Raw genomic sequence first — 21,617 nt, forward strand, 5'->3', positions numbered from 1 at the left:
CCTGGTGGCAAAACTTAGTACATCACTTTATGACCGTACTGCTCGAGAATGCCTTTGACGCGTTCCATGGTCTCTTTCTTCGGTGGGTGTACGCCATCCAGTTTGTACTCTTCGCCCATCGCCACCCATTTGTGTTTACCCAGCTCGTGATAGGGCAGGAGCTCGATTTTCTCAACGTTGCCCATATCGCGGGTAAACTCACCGAGTCGATGCGCTGAGTCGTCATCGTCAGACCAGCCAGGCACGACGACGTAACGGATCCACACATTGATATCTTTGTTTGCCAGATAGCGGGCGAATTCCAGCGTACGATGGTTGGAAACGCCGACGAGGTTCTGGTGGATCTCATCATTCATCTGCTTAAGATCGAGCATCACCAGATCGGTGACCTCCAGCAGTTCATCAATCACCGGGTCGTAGCGGCGGACAAAACCGTTGGTATCCAGGCAGGTATGGATACCTTCTTTCTTGCAGGCACGGAACCAGTCGCGAACAAATTCTGCTTGCAGGATGGCTTCACCGCCCGATGCCGTTACGCCGCCGCCGGATGCGTTCATAAAGTGGCGATAGGTCACGACCTCTTTCATCAGTTCTTCAACGGTGACTTCTTTACCGCCATGCGTGTCCCACGTATCGCGGTTATGACAATACAGGCAGCGCATCAGGCAGCCCTGGAAGAAAGTAATAAAGCGGATGCCCGGGCCGTCAACGGTACCACAGGATTCAAAGGAGTGAATGCGACCAATAACTGACATTGCGGTGTTTCTCCAGATGTGGCCCATCCGGGGCCGTGTTGGTGCACAGCTCATTGGCTGTGTCGAGTCTGTTTTGGCGGTTATCCATTGAGTATAGATAGCTGACAAAACAGGCTGTGTTTGGGAAACGACCTGTTAAAAAGGCCCCACTTCCGTGGAGCCTCTATTGTACGCCTTTTAACGCGTGATTTCAGTCAAAACACATTACATGGTCTGAGTGAAGGTACGAGTAATAACGTCCTGCTGCTGTTCTTTCGTCAGGGAGTTAAAACGTACTGCGTAACCGGAAACGCGGATGGTCAGCTGCGGATATTTTTCCGGATGCTCCATCGCGTCCAGCAGCATTTCACGGTTCATGACGTTCACGTTCAGGTGCTGACCACCTTCAATGGAAGACTCATGATGGAAGTAACCATCCATCAGGCCTGCCAGGTTGGTCTTACGAACTTCATCGTCTTTACCCAGTGCGTTCGGAACGATAGAGAAGGTGTAAGAGATACCATCTTTCGCGTAAGCAAACGGCAGTTTAGCAACGGAGGTCAGAGAGGCAACAGCACCTTTCTGGTCACGACCGTGCATTGGGTTAGCACCTGGTCCGAACGGCGCGCCAGCACGACGACCATCTGGGGTGTTACCGGTTTTCTTACCATACACAACGTTAGAGGTGATGGTCAGAACAGACTGAGTCGGGATAGCATCACGGTAGGTTTTCAGTTTCTGAATTTTCTTCATGAAACGTTCAACCAGGTCAACCGCCATGTCATCAACGCGCGCGTCGTTGTTACCAAACTGCGGGTATTCGCCTTCGATTTCGAAGTCGATAGCCAGACCGTCTTCGTCACGAATCGGTTTAACTTTCGCATATTTGATAGCAGACAGGGAGTCAGCCGCAACGGACAGACCAGCGATACCACACGCCATGGTGCGGATAACGTCACGGTCGTGCAGCGCCATCAGAGAGGCTTCGTAGCTGTACTTGTCGTGCATGTAGTGGATAACGTTCAGCGCGGTGACATACTGCTTAGCCAGCCAGTCCATGAAGTGATCCATGCGTTCCATCACTTCGTCGAACTTCAGCACGTCGCCTTTGATCGGTTCAGATTTCGGACCAACCTGCATTTTCAGTTTTTCATCAACGCCGCCGTTGATGGCGTACAGCATGGTTTTCGCCAGGTTTGCACGGGCACCGAAGAACTGCATTTGTTTACCAACGATCATCGGGCTTACGCAGCAAGCGATAGCGTAGTCGTCGTTGTTGAAGTCCGGACGCATCAGGTCATCGTTCTCATACTGCAGAGAAGAGGTGTCGATAGACACTTTAGCGGCGAATTTTTTGAAGTTCAGAGGAAGTTTTTCAGACCACAGAACAGTGATGTTCGGCTCCGGAGACGGACCCATGGTGTACAGGGTGTTCAGGAAGCGGAAGCTGTTTTTGGTTACCAGAGTACGGCCGTCAACGCCCATACCACCGATAGATTCCGTTGCCCAAATCGGGTCACCGGAGAACAGTTCATCATATTCAGGCGTACGCAGGAAACGAACCATACGCAGTTTCATGACCAGGTGGTCAATCATTTCCTGAGCGTCTTGCTCTGTGATTTTGCCTGCTTTCAGGTCACGTTCGATGTATGCATCCAGGAAGGTGGAAACACGACCGAAGGACATTGCAGCGCCGTTCTGAGACTTAACCGCAGCCAGGTAGCCGAAGTAAGTCCACTGGATAGCTTCCTGTGCGTTGGTTGCCGGTGCGGAAATATCGCAGCCATATTTAGCCGCCATCTCTTTGATCTGGCCCAGTGCACGGTGCTGTTCAGCAATTTCTTCACGCAGACGGATAGTCGCTTCCAGGTTTACGCCGTTTTCCAGATCGGACTGCAGGGAAACGAACTGAGCGTATTTGTCTTTCATCAGGAAGTCGATACCGTACAGCGCAATGCGACGGTAGTCACCGATGATACGGCCACGGCCATATGCATCCGGCAGACCAGTCAGAACACCGGATTTACGGCAGTTCAGAATGTCTTTGGTGTAAACATCGAAAACACCCTGGTTGTGGGTTTTACGATATTCAGTGAAGATTTTTTTCAGCATCGGGTCCAGTTCGCGATTGTACGCTTTGCAGGAACCTTCAACCATTTTGATACCACCGAACGGGATGATCGCACGTTTCAGCGGAGCTTCAGTTTGCAGACCGACGATTTTCTCAAGTGCTTTATTGATGTAGCCAGCGTCGTGAGAAGTGATGGTGGAAGCAACAGAGGTGTCAAAGTCAACAGGCGCGTGAGTGCGGTTTTCCTGTTTAACGCCTTCCATTACGCTGTCCCACAGTGCAGTGGTCGCATCAGTTGCGCCAGCCAGGAAGGACTCGTCACCCTCGTACGGAGTGTAGTTTTTCTGAATGAAGTCACGGACGTTTACTTCATTCTGCCAGTCACCTTTGGTAAAACCTTCCCAGGCTGTGGCTAACTTTTCATTAAGCTCGGACATGTAACACCTACCTTCTTAAGTGGATTTTTTATTTACTGCGTATATACACTTCATCCTTCAAGCTGCCTCTTTGTTGGCTACGCTCATTCGCCCCAGTCACGTACTGTGTGTACGCTCCTGGGAACTCATTCACTTGCCGCCTCAATGCAACTTGAATGATTTCGTGTATCGCGACATCAATTAATGATGATCGTTGTCACGCAGATAAATGACCCAGTATGTCAACCCAACCAACAAACCCCCGCCGATAATGTTGCCGATCGTAACCGGAATCAGGTTATCAGTGATGAAGTTCATCGCGGTCAGGTGAGAAAAATTTTCCGGAGCCGAGCCAACTGCGCTCCAGAACTCCGGTGTAGCGAGATCGCGGATTACAATACCCATCGGGATCATAAACATGTTTGCGATACTGTGCTCAAAACCGCTGGCAACAAACATCGCAACGGGTAAAACCATGATAAACGCTTTATCCATCAGGCTACGGCCTGAGTAGCTCATCCAGACGGCCAGGCATACCATCAGGTTTGCGAGGATACCGAGACTGACGGCTTCAATAAAAGTATGGTGCATTTTGTGGTCGGCGGTTTGCAGGACGTTAAATCCCCACTGGCCGTTGGCGACCATATATTCGCCAGAAAGCCACATCAACAGCACAAAGAGCAAGCAACCAATCAGGTTACCAAAATAGACGTTGAGCCAGTTTTTTGCCAACTGACCCCAGGTGATACGACCACTGGCTTTGGCGACGACAATCAACACGGTTGACGTAAAGAGGTCTGCACCGCAGATGACGCAAAGAATCAACCCCAGAGAGAAGCAGATACCGCCAATCAGTTTCGCCATACCAAAGGGCATCGTACCAGTACCGGTCGTTGCAGTGATATAGAAAACAAAGGCGATGGAAATGAACACACCGGCAGTAATTGCCAGGAAGAAAGTCTTAAGCGGATGTTTCGTTGCTTTATAGACGCCTGCCTCTTCGGCCACTTTGGCCATTGCTGCAGGGAGTAAAAGATCAAAAGGGTTGTCAGCTTTCACACTAACTCTCTCTTTATTAAGTCGGCGACGAGATACTAACAAAGCATTATAGATGAGAAATTGATATAGATCATATCTCGCCTGGCTTATAGGCCCGTAATACGCATGGTTTTTATGCAATTACGGAGTAATTTATTGATTAATATGATAAAAATAAATTTTAAAATTTAGCAAATGAGTTGAAAATTTTCCTTCCTGGGTCTGTTGGCCAGTTAATTAATATGGAGTAATTGACTTGCAAAGTAACAACTAACCGTTAAGTTGTATAATATCAACTACCAATATTTAACCTTGTTATTACATTTATTTTTGAGCAGCCAAAAATAAGTAAAACGGGGCGCTCAGTGCGCCCCGTAATATAGCTCAGACGATTATTTAAACCTACTCAGCGTAGGTTAATTGTCTTTATTTTGACCAGAATGAAGATTTTGCGCGCTGTAACTTCTCATAGGCCTTCAGCAGCGACTGGTGTGACGCGAACGCATGCAGATCGCTGTCAACCGGCTGCAAACCATAAAAGGCCGCTTCACCGCTCAACGCTGCGCTGGCAGCCTCCACCGCTTCTGCGCCATACATGCGGACAAACGCGTTCAGATATTGTAGCGGTTCACGCTCTTCTTCCTGCGACAGAAGCAGCAGCGTTTGCAGGCAACGGTAATAATTCGCCCGTTCAGCGCTAAAGATCGACGCATTAAATTCCATCGTCCATTCAGTCCAGATCAGCGCCTGTTCCAGATCGCCACCTGCCAGCGCCAGCATCGCTTTCAGCTCGCCAATACGCAGGGTGTACCAGCCGTTATCCGGACCGGTTGCCAGACCTAACAGTTCACGAACGCGGGTGAAATCATCAAACCCTTCTTCGTCTAACTGTTCAATCAGGTTGAGGTAGTCTTCTTTATCCCAGGCGCTGTCCGGCAATGAAAGGAGGGTCTCGCGCAGATGACTGCCCATGCTGTTATTGGCAAGCCACAAATCTTCCGCAGGATAAATATCGGACATCCCCGGCACGATGATCCGGCAGGCGTAGACGCCAAGATGCTCGTAATCGGCGATGTACACTTCTTTATCTTCCGCGTTGAAGATAGCCATCAGGGTAGCGAATTCTTCTTCTGTTGTACCGGAGAAACGCCAGTCAACGAACGGGTAGTCGGCATCCTGTTTGAACAGATCCCAGGAGATCAGACCGCTGGAGTCAATGAAGTGCGTTTCCAGATTGGTATGCTCAGCCACTTCTTCATCGTCGAAGGTCGGTGGCGTGAAAACATCGAGATCTTTCAGGCCGCGGCCCTGCAACAGCTCCGTCACCGTACGCTCCAGCGCGACGCCAAAGTCAGGGTGTGCACCGAAGGAGGCAAAGCAGGTGCCGTTAGCCGGATTAAACAGGACGACACAGATAACAGGATACTGACCGCCCAGAGAACCGTCGTAGGCAAAGATCGGGAAACCTTCTGCTTCCAGCGTCGCAATCGATTCCACCACCGCCGGGTAGCGTGCCAGTACGTCGGCCGGGATTTCCGGCAGGCTGATACTTTCGGCAATAATGCGATTCTTCACGTAACGTTCAAAGACTTCAGAAAGCCCCTGCACGCGGGCTTCATTACGGGTGTTACCGGCAGACATCCCGTTCGAGACGTACAGATTGCCGATAATGTTCATCGGAATATAGACGGTCTGGTTATCCGACTGGCGGGTGAACGGCAGACCGCAGATACCACGCTCTTCGTTGCCAGACTGCAGGTCGATCAGCATGCTGCCTGTCAGTTCGTTCTCGGGATCGTAGAAAGCACGCAGGCGCGCATCCAGCAGGCCTTCCGGTACGTCGTCATTTTCGGTCAGCGGGAACCATTTCTCGTTCGGATAATGCACGAATGGACCATTGGCGATGGTTTCACCCAGCCAGAAATCGGCAAAGAAATAGTTGGTCGACAGACGCTCAAAATATTCGCCCAACGCCGACGCCAGCGCGGCTTTTTTTGTCGCCCCTTTGCCGTTGGTAAAGCACAGCGCACACTCTTTATCGCGAATGTGTACAGACCAGACGTTCGGCACCGGATTCAGCCACGAGGCCTCTTCAATATGGAAACCGAGGTCGAGGAGTTTCTGCTGGAAGCGAGCGATGGAGTCTTCCAGTGCGGCGTCTTTGCCGGGGATAAATGTTTGCGTCATGAAAATCACTTTTGTCGTACGGAAAGCGCGCAATGATACGGGTTTTATGTGACTGACGCTATCGCCGCCACGGACGCGGCGCAAATAAAAGTTTTGGCTATGCTTTTATCCAGTACCTGCGTTAAGGGCATAAAAATGAAAGCATTTGATTTACAACGAATGGCGCTCGACAAAGTGCCGCTGGAATTCCTCTGGGAAGTTGCGCTGCGCAGTCTCTACACCTTTATTCTGGTGTTCCTGTTTCTCAAACTGACGGGCAGGCGCGGCGTAAGACAGATGTCGTTATTCGAAGTGCTGATCATTCTGACGCTGGGGTCGGCGGCAGGGGATGTGGCTTTTTATGACGATGTGCCCATGCTGCCAGTGCTGGTGGTCTTCATTACTCTGGCGATGTTGTACCGGCTGGTGATGTGGCTGATGGCGCGCAGCGAAGCGCTGGAAGATCTGCTGGAAGGCAAGCCCGTCGTTATCATCGAAGACGGCGAGTTAGCCTGGTCGAAGCTGGGTAACGCCAACATGACCGAATTTGAGTTCTTTATGGAACTGCGGCTGAACGGTGTGGAGCAACTGGGGCAGGTCAGACTGGCGATCCTCGAAACGAACGGGCAGATCAGCGTCTATTTCTTTGCAGACGAAAAGGTGAAGCCAGGGCTTAGCATTCTGCCTGAATATTGCACGCAGCGCTTCAGGGTCATGCCGGAAGCAGGGGATTACGCCTGCGTGCGCTGCAGCGAAGTTGTCGGCATGAGCGCCGGGGATAGCCAATTTTGTCCACGTTGCAAAAATCCAGAATGGTCGAAGGCCAGCCGGGCAAAACGGGTCGTCTGACAGCAAAAATATCGGTCTTTCATCGTCAATCCCGAAGATTCTGTTGTGTGAGCGAACACTCATTTTTGCTCTGCTCCGTTTTAGCCATTGCGGCGCGTGTCACTGAATGATAAAACCGATATCCACAGGAATAACTTATACCCAATGTCTGTTCATGTACGAAAAGAGGTTGGGTTAATAACAACACAACGTGGTGAGGGGAAATGGCTCAGGTCTTCAATTTTAGTTCAGGTCCGGCAATGCTACCGGCAGACGTGCTCAAACTGGCTCAACAGGATCTTTGTGACTGGAACGGTCTTGGTACGTCCGTCATGGAAGTGAGCCACCGCGGAAAAGAATTCATCCAGGTCGCGCAAGAAGCGGAGCAGGATTTTCGCGATCTGTTGAATATCCCCTCCAACTACAAAGTGCTGTTTTGTCACGGCGGTGGTCGCGGCCAGTTTTCCGCTATTCCGCTGAACATTCTGGGCGACAAAACCACGGCTGACTACGTTGATGCCGGCTACTGGGCTGCCAGCGCCGTTAAAGAAGCGAAAAAATACTGCACGCCGAATGTGATTGATGCCAAAGTCTCGGTTGATGGCCTGCGCGGCGTGAAGCCAATGCGCGAGTGGCAGCTTTCTGCTGATGCGGCGTATCTGCATTACTGCCCTAACGAAACCATCGATGGCATCGCGATTAACGAAACGCCCAATTTTGGTTCTGATGTGGTGGTGACCGCCGATTTCTCCTCAACCATTCTTTCCGGGCCGCTGGATGTTTCTCGCTACGGCATTATTTACGCCGGCGCGCAGAAGAACATTGGCCCGGCGGGTCTGACGCTCGTCATCGTGCGCGAAGATTTACTGGGTAAAGCGAATGTGGCCTGTCCGTCGATCCTTGATTACGCCGTGCTGAACGACAATGACTCGATGTTCAATACGCCGCCGACCTTCGCCTGGTACCTTTCTGGCCTGGTGTTCAAATGGCTGAAAGCCAATGGCGGCGTGGCAGCGATGGATAAAATCAACCAGCAGAAAGCCGAACTGCTGTATGGCGTGATTGATAACAGCGACTTCTATCGTAACGATGTGGCGAAAGCCAACCGTTCACGTATGAACGTGCCGTTCCAGTTGGCTGACAGCGCGCTGGATAAGCTCTTCCTGGAAGAATCGTTTGCCGCCGGTCTGCATGCGCTGAAAGGCCATCGCGTTGTCGGCGGTATGCGCGCCTCTATCTATAACGCGATGCCGCTGGAAGGGGTAAAAGCGCTTGCCGATTTCATGACCGATTTCGAGCGTCGCCGCGGCTAATCTGTAGTCTCTTTTCATCCCCACAGCGTTGTCTGTGGGGTTTTTATTTCTGTCTTTTGAGAGTTGAGTTTCATGGAATCCCTGACGTTACAACCCATCGCACGGGTCGATGGCACGATTAATCTGCCAGGCTCGAAGAGCGTATCTAACCGCGCGTTGTTACTGGCGGCGTTAGCACATGGCACCACCGTGCTGACCAACCTGCTGGACAGCGATGACGTTCGCCATATGCTCAATGCCCTGAGTGCGTTGGGGATTGATTACACCCTTTCTGCGGATCGTACCCGCTGCGAAATCACTGGCAATGCTGGTCCTCTGCATGCCGACGGCGCGTTAGAACTGTTTCTGGGCAATGCCGGAACGGCGATGCGACCGCTGGCCGCCGCGCTCTGCCTTGGCGCAAACGATATTGTGCTGACTGGCGAACCGCGCATGAAAGAGCGTCCGATTGGTCATCTGGTGGATGCACTGCGTCAGGGCGGGGCGAACATTGAGTATCTGGAACAGGAAAACTACCCACCGCTTCGACTGCGTGGCGGGTTTACCGGTGGACAGGTTGAGGTTGACGGTAGCGTCTCCAGCCAGTTCCTCACCGCGCTGCTGATGACCGCGCCTCTGGCACCACAGGATACGGTGATTGGCATTAAAGGTGAGCTGGTGTCGAAACCGTATATTGATATCACGTTGAACCTGATGAAAACCTTTGGCGTTGAGATAGAGAACCAGAGCTATCAGCGTTTTGTGGTCAAAGGCGGTCAGCAGTATCAATCTCCGGGCCACTATCTGGTTGAAGGTGATGCTTCATCGGCCTCCTATTTCCTTGCGGCAGGCGCAATTAAAGGCGGGACGGTGAAAGTGACCGGGATTGGCCGCAACAGCATGCAGGGCGATATTCGCTTTGCCGATGTGCTGGAGAAGATGGGCGCGACCGTGACCTGGGGTGACGACTTTATCGCCTGTACCCGCGGAGAGCTCAACGCAATCGACATGGACATGAACCACATTCCGGATGCGGCGATGACCATTGCCACCGCGGCGCTGTTTGCCAAAGGTACGACGACGCTTCGCAACATCTATAACTGGCGTGTCAAAGAGACTGACCGCCTGTTTGCGATGGCGACTGAACTGCGCAAGGTTGGCGCGGAAGTGGAAGAGGGGCAGGATTTTATTCGCATCACGCCGCCAGCCAAGCTGAAGTTTGCCGAAATTGGCACCTATAACGATCATCGCATGGCGATGTGTTTCTCGCTGGTGGCGCTATCTGACACGCCGGTCACGATCCTTGACCCCAAATGTACCGCCAAAACCTTCCCTGACTATTTCGAACAGCTGGCGCGTATCAGCACACCTGCCTGATAAACGTAAAACATTGTCATCTTTCGGGCTGGTTGCTCACCAGCCCGCTATAATTGCGCAATTATTCTTCATCTGATTACAGACTAAACCGGTTTTTGCACACAACGTTAACGATTGTGGGCGTTGGCGCGTATAATGCGCGGCGTTTACGTTAACAGAACGCCTGTTTAAGGAGATAAAGATGACGGCAATTGCCCCGGTAATTACCATTGATGGCCCAAGCGGTGCAGGAAAAGGCACCTTGTGCAAAGCGATGGCGGAAGCATTGCAATGGCATCTGTTGGACTCAGGCGCAATCTATCGCGTGCTGGCGCTGGCGGCATTACATCATCATGTCGATGTCGCCTCAGAAGACGCGCTGGTTCCGCTGGCAACCCATCTTGATGTCCGCTTTGTCTCAACGGACGGAAATCTGGAAGTGATTCTGGAAGGAGAAGACGTTAGCGGTGAAATCCGCACGCAGGAAGTCGCCAATGCCGCCTCTCAGGTTGCTGCGTTCCCTCGCGTGCGCGAAGCGCTGCTGCGTCGTCAACGCGCTTTCCGTGAAGCGCCAGGACTTATCGCCGACGGACGCGACATGGGAACGGTAGTTTTCCCGGATGCGCCAGTGAAAATTTTCCTTGACGCCTCTTCGGAAGAACGTGCGCATCGCCGTATGCTACAGTTGCAGGAGAAAGGCTTTAGTGTTAACTTTGAGCGCCTTTTGGCCGAGATCAAAGAACGTGACGATCGCGACCGAAACCGTGCTGTAGCGCCGCTGGTTCCCGCTGCTGATGCTTTAGTTTTAGATTCCACACGATTAAGCATTGAGCAAGTGATTGAAAAAGCGCTACAATACGCGCGCCAAAAACTGGCACTCGCTTAAGAGCGACCGAATTTGCAGTACCCCCGTTGCAATGGAATGACAGCGGGTATGTTAAACAACCCCATCCGACATGGTGTCAGGTGGACGTTAAATCTAACTTCGAAGATTAAACATGACTGAATCTTTTGCTCAACTATTTGAAGAATCCTTAAAAACAATCGAAACCCGTCCGGGTTCCATCGTTCGTGGCGTTGTTGTTGCTATCGACAAAGACGTCGTTCTGGTTGATGCGGGCCTGAAATCTGAATCTGCAATCCCTGCAGAGCAGTTCAAAAACGCAGCCGGCGAGCTGGAAATCCAGGTCGGTGACGAAGTTGACGTTGCGCTGGACGCAGTAGAAGACGGCTTCGGCGAAACCCTGCTGTCCCGTGAGAAAGCTAAGCGTCATGAAGCTTGGATCACGCTGGAAAAAGCATACGAAGACGCTGAAACTGTTGTCGGTGTTATCAACGGCAAAGTTAAGGGCGGCTTCACTGTTGAGCTGAACGGCATTCGTGCGTTCCTGCCAGGTTCACTGGTAGACGTTCGTCCGGTGCGCGATACGCTGCACCTGGAAGGCAAAGAGCTTGAGTTCAAAGTCATCAAGCTGGATCAGAAGCGCAACAACGTTGTTGTTTCTCGTCGTGCCGTGATCGAATCCGAAAACAGCGCAGAGCGCGATCAGCTGCTGGAAAACCTGCAGGAAGGCATGGAAGTTAAAGGTATCGTTAAGAACCTCACTGACTACGGTGCATTCGTTGATCTGGGTGGCGTTGACGGCCTGCTGCACATCACCGATATGGCATGGAAACGCGTTAAGCATCCGAGCGAAATCGTAAACGTTGGCGACGAAATCACTGTTAAAGTGCTGAAGTTCGACCGCGAACGTACCCGTGTATCCCTGGGCCTGAAACAGCTGGGCGAAGATCCGTGGGTTGCTATCGCTAAGCGTTATCCGGAAGGTACCAAACTGACCGGTCGCGTGACCAACCTGACTGACTACGGCTGCTTCGTTGAAATCGAAGAAGGCGTTGAAGGCCTGGTTCACGTTTCCGAAATGGACTGGACCAACAAAAACATCCACCCGTCCAAAGTTGTTAACGTTGGCGACGTAGTGGAAGTCATGGTTCTGGATATCGACGAAGAACGTCGTCGTATCTCCCTGGGCCTGAAGCAGTGCAAATCTAACCCATGGCAGCAGTTCGCGGAAACCCACAACAAGGGTGACCGTGTTGAAGGTAAAATCAAGTCTATCACTGACTTTGGTATCTTCATCGGCCTGGACGGCGGCATCGACGGCCTGGTTCACCTGTCTGACATCTCCTGGAACGTTGCAGGCGAAGAAGCGGTTCGTGAATACAAAAAAGGCGACGAAATCGCAGCAGTTGTTCTGCAGGTTGACGCAGAGCGCGAGCGTATCTCTCTGGGCGTTAAGCAGCTGGCAGAAGATCCGTTCAACAACTGGGTTGCACTGAACAAGAAAGGCGCAATCGTAAACGGTAAAGTGACTGCAGTTGACGCGAAAGGCGCAACCGTAGAACTGGCTGACGGCGTTGAAGGTTACCTGCGCGCTTCTGAAGCATCCCGTGACCGCGTTGAAGATGCTACCCTGGTTCTGAGCGTGGGTGACGACGTTGAAGCTAAATTCACCGGCGTTGACCGTAAGAACCGTGCAATCAGCCTGTCTGTTCGTGCTAAAGACGAAGCTGATGAGAAAGATGCCATCGCCACTGTTAACAAACAGGAAGATGCAAACTTCTCTAACAACGCAATGGCTGAAGCTTTCAAAGCAGCTAAAGGCGAGTAATTCTTTGATACTTCGGGATGTTTCATCCCGAAGTCAGATGAGAATACTTGACAGATTATAGAATTCGTTCTGTAATCAATGACAAAGGGCGGCTACGGCCGCCCTTAATCAATGCGACAGCAGCAGCTTATTGGAACCGGAGGAATCATGACCAAGTCAGAATTGATTGAAAGACTTGCCACTCAGCAATCTCATATTCCCGCGAAAGCGGTTGAAGATGCAGTAAAAGAGATGCTGGAGCATATGGCCTCGACTCTTGCACAGGGCGAGCGTATTGAAATCCGCGGTTTCGGCAGCTTTTCTTTGCATTACCGTGCACCACGTACCGGGCGTAACCCGAAGACTGGCGATAAAGTGGATCTGGAAGGAAAATATGTTCCGCACTTTAAACCGGGTAAAGAACTGCGCGATCGCGCCAATATTTACGGTTAAGTTTTAACGTAAAACTTGAATCAGAATAACGCACCGTTAAGGATAACACCGATCGGTTAAGCAAAACGGTCGGTTGAACGATCCTGCGGGCAGACGAATAACAGCCTCATCAATTCTCTGATGGGGCTTTTTTATTTGCTTTCTACCTGACTTGACGATACCCGCCCCTGGCCTGAACCCGCTTTACTTTCCTGTTTTCATCACGCCATTCTTCTCGAAGGGGGCTCGGGTTCTTGATTCCACCAAAAGCCAGCGTCTGTCGGGGATGTGGTCAGTGTATTGGAAGGGGACAATGCTGGGTAAACACTGACCGGTACGGACCCAGACGGACAATGACAGCGAGTTAATTTCAAAAAGTCAGGATAAATGAGTCTGCGAGCACGGAGTGACAGTCGACTTTTCGCAGCCCGGAAAGCGACAGATAACTTCATTGAATCATTTAACGTCAGCCTGCGTGATGAATTCCTGTACATTCGCGGGCTCCTGCCACTGGAAGATACGCAATATAAACCCAATAATTGGTGCAGGGAATATAATGATATAGGCACATTAATCATTAAATAATATAATCTCAGATTAATTCATGCACGTTCCCTATAAAAATATCAATCTTTTATTTAGCAATTCAATGAGTTCGATGCGGAGGCAATTCCAGATATGGATTTTATTTCCGATCTAAAATTTCTTTCTTTATGTATACTAGATAAGTTCGAAATGGCCAGGTTGGACTTTTCTTTTAAACAGTAAGTTATTTGCGTAGGGACACTAGAAATGAGAAAAATTGCTATCAATGTACTAATAAGCGGCTTGGGGATTTGCTGTATGGCGTCAGCCTTCTCTGAGGATACTTCCGCTAGTCTCAATATTACAGGCGTTGTGCAAGAAACTAACGCTGGGTGCACTGTTGAGCTTGATCGTAATTACATGCCACTTGGTGCACAAGATATTAAAGATCTGCCCATGCAAGGTCACTATAAAGATTCGGTATCTGGCACAACTAACATGGTCAGAATGTCGGGGGATAATTGTAAGAATAATGGTGGTGGGTCCGTTGCGTTAAAATTCACCGGCACGGCAGATAGCTCGTTGGGAAATAGCTTCGAAAATTCATCCACTGGCTCTGGTGCAGCACAGGGCATTGGTATAGGTGTATATGGTTATGGGAAAAACACAATAATACCTAACGTTAGTGATGTTCCAACATTAGGCAATGATTATCTATTCTATGTTGGTATGGTTAAATTGTATGACACACCATCGTCACCAGGTCTCGTACAATCGACCATTACAGTTGAAGTCGATAGGCTCTAGTTTCTTAATTTTCTTTTTTTGTCTTATCGCAATTATGATTATATATAGCGCGCAGTTTTTCTTTATTTGGATTAACCAAAATGAATAAGTTTAGCATTGCTGCTTTTTGGGTTTCAATTTCTCTATCCGGGGCAGCGTATAGTTCGCTGACCCTTAATGCCGATCGCCTGATTTACAGTGAAAAAGAAGGTGATGTTACGGTCAGTATCCATAGCAATGAAGACCGCGCGTATCTTGTTCAATCCTGGCTTGATGCAGGTGATAGTACTCAAGTTAAAAAATTGCCCTTTGTGGTTACACCACCGCTTTTCAGGCTGGCTCCTAAAAGTGATAATGTCATTCGCATTGTCTATTTAGGCAGTGGCCTGCCTACCAATCGGGAAAGTCTTTTCTGGTTGGACGTAAAGGGCGTACCTGGATTGAATGAAGAAGAATCAAAAGTCGAAAACAGAATGGTATTAGCGATTAATAATCGCATTAAGTTTTTTTTCCGCCCTGAAGGATTAAAAGGCGATCCGGGAGAAGCAGCTAAAAACCTTAACTGGAACGTATCAGGTAAAACTGCGGTAGTAAAAAATACGTCCCCGTTTAACTTAGTATTAAGCAAAATCAGCGTTGATAAAGAAACTATACCTGTATCGGTTGTTGATAATAATACTGTAATTGCGCCTTTTTCAGATAAAACTTATCAGCTTAAACATGCGCCCATGAACGGTTCTGTTGTTGAATGGGAAGCGGTAAATGATTTCGGTATAACATCAAAAACGTTTTCTCAGAAAATTAATTAACAGGATGTCATGCGCTGTATAAGTAAGTTATGCCTGGTCGTATCTATGTTAGCTTCAAAAATAGTTTATGCCGGGGAGTATTTCGATCCTGGCTTATTACAATCAGCAAACGGTAATACAGTGATTAATGACACGAGTCTGCTCAGTCAGGGCTACCAGCCTCCAGGGACTTATCGTGTACAAATTAATGTCAACGGAAAGCCATCGTTGGTTTCGGATATCAGATTTGAGCTGAATGATAAGAAAGAGTTGATCCCTTGTCTTTCTTTTAAAATCTATCAGAAACTGGGCGTGGATTTGAAAAATGTTGCTTCGAAAGCTGAGGATAATAGCGTGAAAAATGCCTGCATGAATATGCAAGAGCAAATTCCTGGTACGAAGGCAGATTTTGATTTTTCAAAACTGACGCTGGATATCTCTATTCCTCAGATCGTGATGCGTGATGAATCACTGACCGGTGTGCCTGAAGACGAGTGGGACGATGGTGTTCCTGCGCTCATCAGTATGTACCAGCTTTCCGGACAACAATATATCCATAGCACCAACAATACTCAGGATACGGTGTTTGCCAATCTGACCAATGGATTTAACTTTGGTCGCTGGCGGTATCGTAATAATTCTACTCTTGGCAATGATGACGGCTGGAAAACACTGTCCAATTATGTGGAAACTGCAGTCCGTTCCCTGAAAGGTGAACTGACCGTCGGTGATTTCAGTACCCCGGGCGACATTTTTGACAGTCTGATGCTCCGTGGTGGGCAGCTCAATTCTGATGACGACATGCTGCCCGACCAGCTAACGGGCTTTGCGCCACTCATTCGCGGGATTGCGAAGAGTAACGCCCAGGTCACTGTACGCAGTAACGGCTATATCATCTATCAGCGGTCGGTTCCGCCAGGTCCGTTTATTATTCAGGATCTGTCTTCCGTGTCGAACGGTGGCAAGCTGGATGTCACTGTTACCGAAGCCGACGGGACAGAAACGCACAGTACGGTTTCATACTCGAACGTACCGCAGTTACTGCGTGCGAATCAGATGAAATACAGCCTGGCTACGGGTCGGTATCTGACAAACAGCAACAGCGCGGAAGACGAGCCTGAACTGTTGCAGGCGACGCTTTCTTGGGGGCTGCCGTTTGATATCACCACCTATGGTGGTTTTCAGTATCAGGATAAATATAAGGCTCTGAGTCTTGGTGCAGGTCTTGATTTGAAACGTGCGGGCGGCATTGCAATAGACATGACGCAGAGTCAAGGGGTGCGTGGAAACTCGCCCATGTTTAAGGGTGACATGATTCGTCTGACCTACCGGAACAGCATTCCTGAAACGGGTACGCAAATTCAGATGGATAACCGTTATTACCGACACCACTACCTTTCATTCAGCGACTGGGCTGATTCCGACGTTTTGTTCGACGATACGCGTTCAAAGCGTGAGTACAACCTGACTATCAATCAGTCTATTACCGACGAGCACAGCTTCTTCACCACGCTGAGCCGCACGTCTAATCAGGACAATTCGGTATCGCGTTCCTGGCAACTAGGCTGGAACGGCTCGTGGGGAAGCGTCAGTTTTTCACTTGCGTGGAGTATGACGCGTAACGAAGGCGCTTCCGAGTGGGATAAACAGTTAGCGCTAACGCTTTCTGTGCCGTTGGGGAGCATTTTCCCAGCCGCTCAGCCGATACTCAACTACAGTGCGACCAGCGGTCTGAAAGGCGATCTGTCGAATCAGGTGGGGGTGTCCGGGCGTGTGGGTGACAGGCAGGATCTGAACTGGAATACGCAGATGTCCTATGCCATGCAGAATGGGCAGAGTGACACGCAAAGTGCTTCTGCGGGCATCGATTATCAGGGGAATCGCGGCGAATTTAACATGACCTACAACGCCGATGAAAATCAATATGTTTCCTGGAACGCGTCGGGAAATCTACTTGTGCACAAAGGTGGTGTCACCCTGGGACGTTTTTCCAACGGTAGCCAGGCGCTGGTCTCTATCCCGGGAGCTGAAAATGTCGAACTGGGGAACAGCCAAAATATTAAAACCGATTCTCGCGGATTTGCTATTGTACCCGACCTGCAGTCCTACCATCGCAATGCCCTGAGTGTCGATCCGCAGACCAACAAAGAGGTCGATTTTGTCAGCACCTCAGCAGAAGTTATACCGACAAAAGATGCGATCGTACTGGCCCGCTTTAAAGCCATAAGCGGACGAAAAGTGGTGATGACGGTGAACTATAAGGGTCAACCTTTGCCGTTTGGCGCCCGCGCCCGCATAGAAGGCAATGACGACACCTGGTACGTAGGAGATCAGGGCCAGACTTATCTGAACTCTGCACCAGACAAAGGTACGGTGAATTTCACCTGGGGTGACAATCAACAGTGTTCCGCGCCTTTCACCATTCCGCAAAAAGGGTCGGTGAAATTAGCTATCGCACTGCTAGATATCGAATGTCACTGAGGAACAGACGATGACACAGTTTTCCTTCTGGCAAATAGCCACTGCAGTGATGTTGAGTGCCTGCGCGTTAAATGTCTGTGCACAGGACTGTAAGTCTCAGGAACATCAGGCACATTCTAATCTGACGATCCTGTTAACGGTACAGATGCCGGATAACGCGAGCGCGGCGTCTGTCGGGACGGTTTTAAATGTTAATGAGAAAACGCTCTCGCAGTTCACTGGTTCACACCATGACATCACCACGTCGTGCCTTGATGAGATAAAACGTGTTCTGAATGGAAGAATGAACACCGCACAGAGCGGGAATAATATTTTCAGAACCTCCTTGCCCGGTGTGGGGTTACGAATTACCGTCATTTATGACAAACCCGGCATGGCCAAAAAAGAGTGGGTGTTACCGTTTAACACATCTTTTACTGACTTATCGAAAAAAGCGGTCAACACCGATGATATTAAACTTCGCATCGAAGTTATTAAGACCGGCATTATTCAGGGTGGCACCAGCACGATTCGGCTGCCTTCTCTGATCTCACTTAGTGATAATTCACTGATTGTTAATCTGGCAATGACGGTTTTATCTGCCAAAGCGCATTGTGCGATTTTGGCGGACCAGGCACAAATTGAATTACCTCCTGTTGATGTTAAAAATCTATCTGGCAGCACAGAGAGTAAAAACTATCCAGTAGGTGTTAATTTGCAATGTATCAATACCACAAGGGTCAGCATAAATATTGAAGGTGCCATCGAGCCAGATAAGATAACGGTTTTTAAAAATGTCGCACCGGTCAATCCTGCGACAGGTGTTGGTATTGAAATGCTTTATAATGGCAGTGTCATGACGCCATTTCATCCGTTTGATATTTCATTATCAACGCAGCAGGTCAATGTCGCTGTGCCGCTTTCAGTGCGTTATGCCACAACGAACCAGCCTCTTACGGCCGGGAAAGTTAAGGCTCAAATCACATTGAGAGTAAATTATTTATAATTAATAAAAGCGAAATATGGAAGGATTCTTATTTATTCATAAATGAGAACACTTCACCTATTTCGCTCACATTAAAAAAGTATAAGGATATTTTTATGAACAAAACAATTTTAGGCTTGGCTGTTTCTGCATTATTCGTTATGGGCGCAGCTCAGGCTGAAACCAACCCTAACGATGTATCTGCAACCCTGACCGTGTCCGGCACCGTGACAGCAAGCCAGTCCGTCTGTACCGTCAGCCTTGGGCAGTCTTCTATTGCTCTGAGCGCAGATGTTTCTAAACTTGTCGCTCAGGGGGTCACGAACACCCCGGCTGACACTGTTGCCTTGTCGATCACAGGGGATGATCAATGTGCGGATCTGGTGTCCCAGGGGAAAATGGCTTACAAATTCCTCGGTACTGCGGATGCTGCAGCAGGCACATCACTTGCAAACACCGCAGCAGGTGAGGGTGCGGCGAGCGGCATCGGTATTGCACTGTATGGCCCAGAAGGCCAGGTAGTGAATATCAACTTAGACACCTTGCCTGCAACCACAGATGCCACTCATTTAGGCCTGGGTCTGGTTAAGCTGGACGGTGTGGAAGCGACAGCGGGTTCTGTACAAGGTGCACTGACGATTCAAATCGAGCGCCTGTAATTATCTACCCCTCGTGTTAAGCGAGGGGTATTCGCTTTTTATCAAAAGAGCAATCAAATGAATAAACTGCGTTCTGCTCTATTCACATGCCTTATTATGACGGCGGGTGCCAGTCAGGCTGCCGATATGCCTGCAACGCTCTCAATTACAGGCAACGCAACTAATGCAGATGCGGCATGTGCAATTAATATCAATCCGGCCACGATAAGTCTGCAAACCGATGTCGATAAATTGTTGATTCAGGGCACAAAAAACATTGCCAGTAAATCTGTGAATGTAACTGTCTCTGGTAATAGTGAGTGCTATGTATTGTTAATGCAAAACCATATTGCTTATCGTTTCCTGGGCACTGCTGACGATGTTGATGGTAGCGTATTAGCCAATATGGACACTTCACCAGAAGCCGCAAAAAATGTCGGTGTCGGATTATTTAAAAAAGATGGCGACATTATTAATTTGAAAGACATCATGCCAGCCACCGGATCGGATTATATTGGACTGGAAATGGTAACCCTTAAAAGAGGCGAAGCTACAGCGGGTAATGTGAATAGTACACTCACTATCCAGGTTGAACGTCTTTAATTCCCTCACCAAAATCTTAGATATTTTGATATTGAAAACAAAGTATCGTCCCGGAGAGTAACCAAATGAAAAAACTCACTTTCTCATATTCGTTAGGTTGCGTACTTCTTGTTGGCGCGCTTAGCGCGCATGCTGAAGATATTCAACATGGTCTCAATATTTACGGAAAGCTGCAGGCTGCACCAAGCAGTTGTACCGTATTAATGAGCAAATATGTCATCAATCTGCATCATGATGAACGCTCTCTTCCTCTGCAGGACAAACCAGCCTACGGCTCAGACGACAAAGTCTACATCCAGTTAGGTGGCGACTCCTGCGATGCCAATGAAGGCTATAAAAACATTGGCTTGAAATTTATCGGTACTGTCGATAGCGCAATGGGTAACGTCCTTGCTAACACCGCATCAGAAAGTTCTGCGGCCCAGGGGGTAGGTATACGGCTGACCGATATGTTCAATAATGTTCTCGTTCCTAACTCAACTATTGCCTTCTTCCCCTCGGCAAAACAGCTGGACGGTAAGCCGACTGATTTGACAGTTTCTTTCCCCCTCAACTTAACGCTGGTTCAATTGAAAAACCTGGAAGCAACGCCGGGCAATGTGCAAACCAACATGACAGTGCAGATCGAGCGGTTGTAATAACCCCGTTAACGGGTAATAAGGAGAACGTAATGAAGAATACATTATCAAGTCTGGTTATTTCAGGAATTTTTCTGACCTGTTCCGGTATGGCGAATGCTGATACAGCATCAACGCTCACTATCAACGGAACGGTAAAAGATGATTATTCTACTTGTGCTGTCAACATGAGTGAAAGCTCTGTATCTATCATTGAAACACCCGACGCGCTGATTAAACAGGGTGATAAAGCGACAAATCCTAAAGTGATCCACCTGTCCGTTGACGGGAAATGTAGCGAATTGGTTACTGAAGGCAAGATTGCTTATAAAATCCTGGGTGTCGCGGATAATGCGGATGGTACTGCGCTGGCCAACAGTCTCACTGATGAAACAGCCGCCAAAGGCCTGGGCATTGGTATTTTTAATAGCGACAATAAAGTCGTTAGTGTGAATACTGGTCTTTTAATTGCTAATGAAGACACTACTTTTGGCTTGCAACTGGTACAACTGAATCATCAGGAAGCCGTAGCAGGTAATATCTACGCGACGGCCTCCGTTCAAATCGAACGACTCTAAATTTAGGCCCGCCCCCAGGCGGGCTTCAAATTAATTAGTATATTCCTTGTCGTATCAATTCAGTGAACGTTGGTCACGGATATCATCTGCATCAGACTCCATGAGGGCTGACTATATCTGGTTGTGATTGTTGGTCTTTATCCCATAATGTTATCAACTGGGCTATGCAACTCTGGATGATAAGAGATATTGTCCTGAACGCACCTCCGGTGACTGTGTGGCGCTGCATGCGTTCGCTGAAGCCTGGGGGGGTGAGAGATATCTACAAATCAGCAAAAGCGGGTGTGTCCACTGGGCAAACTCAAAATCCCTTTCAGTTACCCACCGAGATTCGAAAATCTATCTGCACTACGAACGCGATTGTATAGCTGAACAGCGTGATCCGGACCTCCATAATAAAATGCAACATGTTCCTGACAGATGGCTCAGTGCGAAAGGTTAGTTCTCTGGCGAGCAAAGATACGTCGAAAAAATGGAGTATGCCGATACAGAAAGGGTGGCGGGTAATGAGTCATTTGATTATCGAGCACGGTGACCGTCTGGGCGATCTCTTTTAAAGTTTAAAGAACGGGTAGTGACACAGAATGACTGACAGGCTCTTCCCTTCAATAAAATATCTTAAGTTAGTGGTGTCACCGTTAAGGTACTTTTTC

General features: G+C 49.1%; 19 protein-coding genes and 1 pseudogene. 16 read left to right on the forward strand and 4 right to left on the reverse strand.

The window, feature by feature from the left end:
• Nucleotides 1–14: 14 nt before the first annotated feature.
• The 4 genes from pflA to ycaO form a co-directional block, all read right to left on the reverse strand.
• Nucleotides 15–755, reverse strand: coding sequence for a pyruvate formate lyase 1-activating protein (gene pflA, locus ACERJC_RS03720; RefSeq protein ID WP_152405260.1), 741 nt, complete (start codon nt 753–755; stop codon nt 15–17).
• A gap of 204 nt (nt 756–959) precedes the next feature.
• Nucleotides 960–3,242, reverse strand: coding sequence for a formate C-acetyltransferase (gene pflB / locus ACERJC_RS03725; RefSeq protein WP_152405259.1), 2,283 nt, complete (start codon nt 3,240–3,242; stop codon nt 960–962).
• Between the two features lie 180 nt (nt 3,243–3,422).
• On the reverse strand, nt 3,423–4,280 hold the full coding sequence (gene focA, locus ACERJC_RS03730; protein WP_046478675.1) for a formate transporter FocA: 858 nt from the start codon (nt 4,278–4,280) through the stop codon (nt 3,423–3,425).
• Nucleotides 4,281–4,685: 405 nt separating this feature from the next.
• Nucleotides 4,686–6,446 carry a 30S ribosomal protein S12 methylthiotransferase accessory factor YcaO gene (gene ycaO / locus ACERJC_RS03735; RefSeq protein WP_373671057.1) on the reverse strand — a complete coding sequence of 587 codons (1,761 nt, stop codon included), beginning with the start codon at nt 6,444–6,446 and terminating at the stop codon, nt 4,686–4,688.
• Nucleotides 6,447–6,581: 135 nt separating this feature from the next.
• Between ycaO and ACERJC_RS03740 the strand changes: the two genes are divergently transcribed.
• From ACERJC_RS03740 to ACERJC_RS03815, 16 genes and pseudogenes are all read left to right on the forward strand, one after another.
• Nucleotides 6,582–7,274, forward strand: a complete 693-nt coding sequence (locus tag ACERJC_RS03740) for a DUF421 domain-containing protein (RefSeq protein ID WP_152405256.1) — start codon at nt 6,582–6,584, stop codon at nt 7,272–7,274.
• Nucleotides 7,275–7,477: 203 nt separating this feature from the next.
• Nucleotides 7,478–8,566, forward strand: coding sequence for a 3-phosphoserine/phosphohydroxythreonine transaminase (gene serC / locus ACERJC_RS03745; protein WP_373671058.1), 1,089 nt, complete (start codon nt 7,478–7,480; stop codon nt 8,564–8,566).
• A 72-nt stretch (nt 8,567–8,638) separates the two neighbouring features.
• Nucleotides 8,639–9,922, forward strand: coding sequence for a 3-phosphoshikimate 1-carboxyvinyltransferase (gene aroA / locus ACERJC_RS03750; protein ID WP_286633021.1), 1,284 nt, complete (start codon nt 8,639–8,641; stop codon nt 9,920–9,922).
• Between the two features lie 181 nt (nt 9,923–10,103).
• Nucleotides 10,104–10,787 (forward strand): (d)CMP kinase, encoded by a 684-nt coding sequence (gene cmk, locus ACERJC_RS03755; protein WP_042320210.1) that lies wholly within the window; start codon nt 10,104–10,106, stop codon nt 10,785–10,787.
• 112 nt (nt 10,788–10,899) lie between these two features.
• Nucleotides 10,900–12,573 carry a 30S ribosomal protein S1 gene (rpsA, locus tag ACERJC_RS03760; protein ID WP_046478685.1) on the forward strand — a complete coding sequence of 558 codons (1,674 nt, stop codon included), beginning with the start codon at nt 10,900–10,902 and terminating at the stop codon, nt 12,571–12,573.
• 147 nt (nt 12,574–12,720) lie between these two features.
• A complete protein-coding gene (ihfB, locus tag ACERJC_RS03765; RefSeq protein WP_002463068.1) occupies nt 12,721–13,005 on the forward strand; it encodes an integration host factor subunit beta in 285 nt (94 codons plus the stop codon).
• A 310-nt stretch (nt 13,006–13,315) separates the two neighbouring features.
• Nucleotides 13,316–13,542 (forward strand): annotated as a pseudogene (locus tag ACERJC_RS03770) (integrase core domain-containing protein); the annotation flags it as partial.
• Between the two features lie 234 nt (nt 13,543–13,776).
• Nucleotides 13,777–14,316, forward strand: coding sequence for a fimbrial protein (locus ACERJC_RS03775; RefSeq protein ID WP_373671059.1), 540 nt, complete (start codon nt 13,777–13,779; stop codon nt 14,314–14,316).
• Between the two features lie 80 nt (nt 14,317–14,396).
• Nucleotides 14,397–15,104, forward strand: a complete 708-nt coding sequence (locus ACERJC_RS03780) for a fimbrial biogenesis chaperone (protein WP_373671060.1) — start codon at nt 14,397–14,399, stop codon at nt 15,102–15,104.
• A gap of 9 nt (nt 15,105–15,113) precedes the next feature.
• The gene (locus ACERJC_RS03785) at nt 15,114–17,564 is read left to right on the forward strand and encodes a fimbria/pilus outer membrane usher protein (protein ID WP_373671061.1); all 2,451 of its coding nucleotides are present in this window, start codon (nt 15,114–15,116) and stop codon (nt 17,562–17,564) included.
• Nucleotides 17,565–17,574: 10 nt separating this feature from the next.
• A complete protein-coding gene (locus ACERJC_RS03790) occupies nt 17,575–18,549 on the forward strand; it encodes a fimbrial protein (RefSeq protein WP_373671062.1) in 975 nt (324 codons plus the stop codon).
• Nucleotides 18,550–18,644: 95 nt separating this feature from the next.
• Entirely contained in the window at nt 18,645–19,187 is a 543-nt protein-coding gene (locus tag ACERJC_RS03795) for a fimbrial protein (RefSeq protein ID WP_373671063.1), read from the forward strand.
• A 57-nt stretch (nt 19,188–19,244) separates the two neighbouring features.
• The gene (locus tag ACERJC_RS03800) at nt 19,245–19,769 is read left to right on the forward strand and encodes a fimbrial protein (protein WP_286633027.1); all 525 of its coding nucleotides are present in this window, start codon (nt 19,245–19,247) and stop codon (nt 19,767–19,769) included.
• Nucleotides 19,770–19,834: 65 nt separating this feature from the next.
• Entirely contained in the window at nt 19,835–20,407 is a 573-nt protein-coding gene (locus ACERJC_RS03805; protein ID WP_373671064.1) for a fimbrial protein, read from the forward strand.
• Between the two features lie 32 nt (nt 20,408–20,439).
• Nucleotides 20,440–20,964 carry a fimbrial protein gene (locus ACERJC_RS03810; RefSeq protein ID WP_373671065.1) on the forward strand — a complete coding sequence of 175 codons (525 nt, stop codon included), beginning with the start codon at nt 20,440–20,442 and terminating at the stop codon, nt 20,962–20,964.
• A gap of 428 nt (nt 20,965–21,392) precedes the next feature.
• Nucleotides 21,393–21,521 (forward strand): hypothetical protein, encoded by a 129-nt coding sequence (locus ACERJC_RS03815; protein ID WP_373671066.1) that lies wholly within the window; start codon nt 21,393–21,395, stop codon nt 21,519–21,521.
• Nucleotides 21,522–21,617 lie beyond the last annotated feature (96 nt).

Origin of the sequence: Citrobacter telavivensis, from assembly GCF_041807075.1 — a bacterium.
In the GTDB taxonomy this organism is placed as follows: Bacteria; Pseudomonadota; Gammaproteobacteria; order Enterobacterales; family Enterobacteriaceae; genus Citrobacter_A; species Citrobacter_A telavivensis.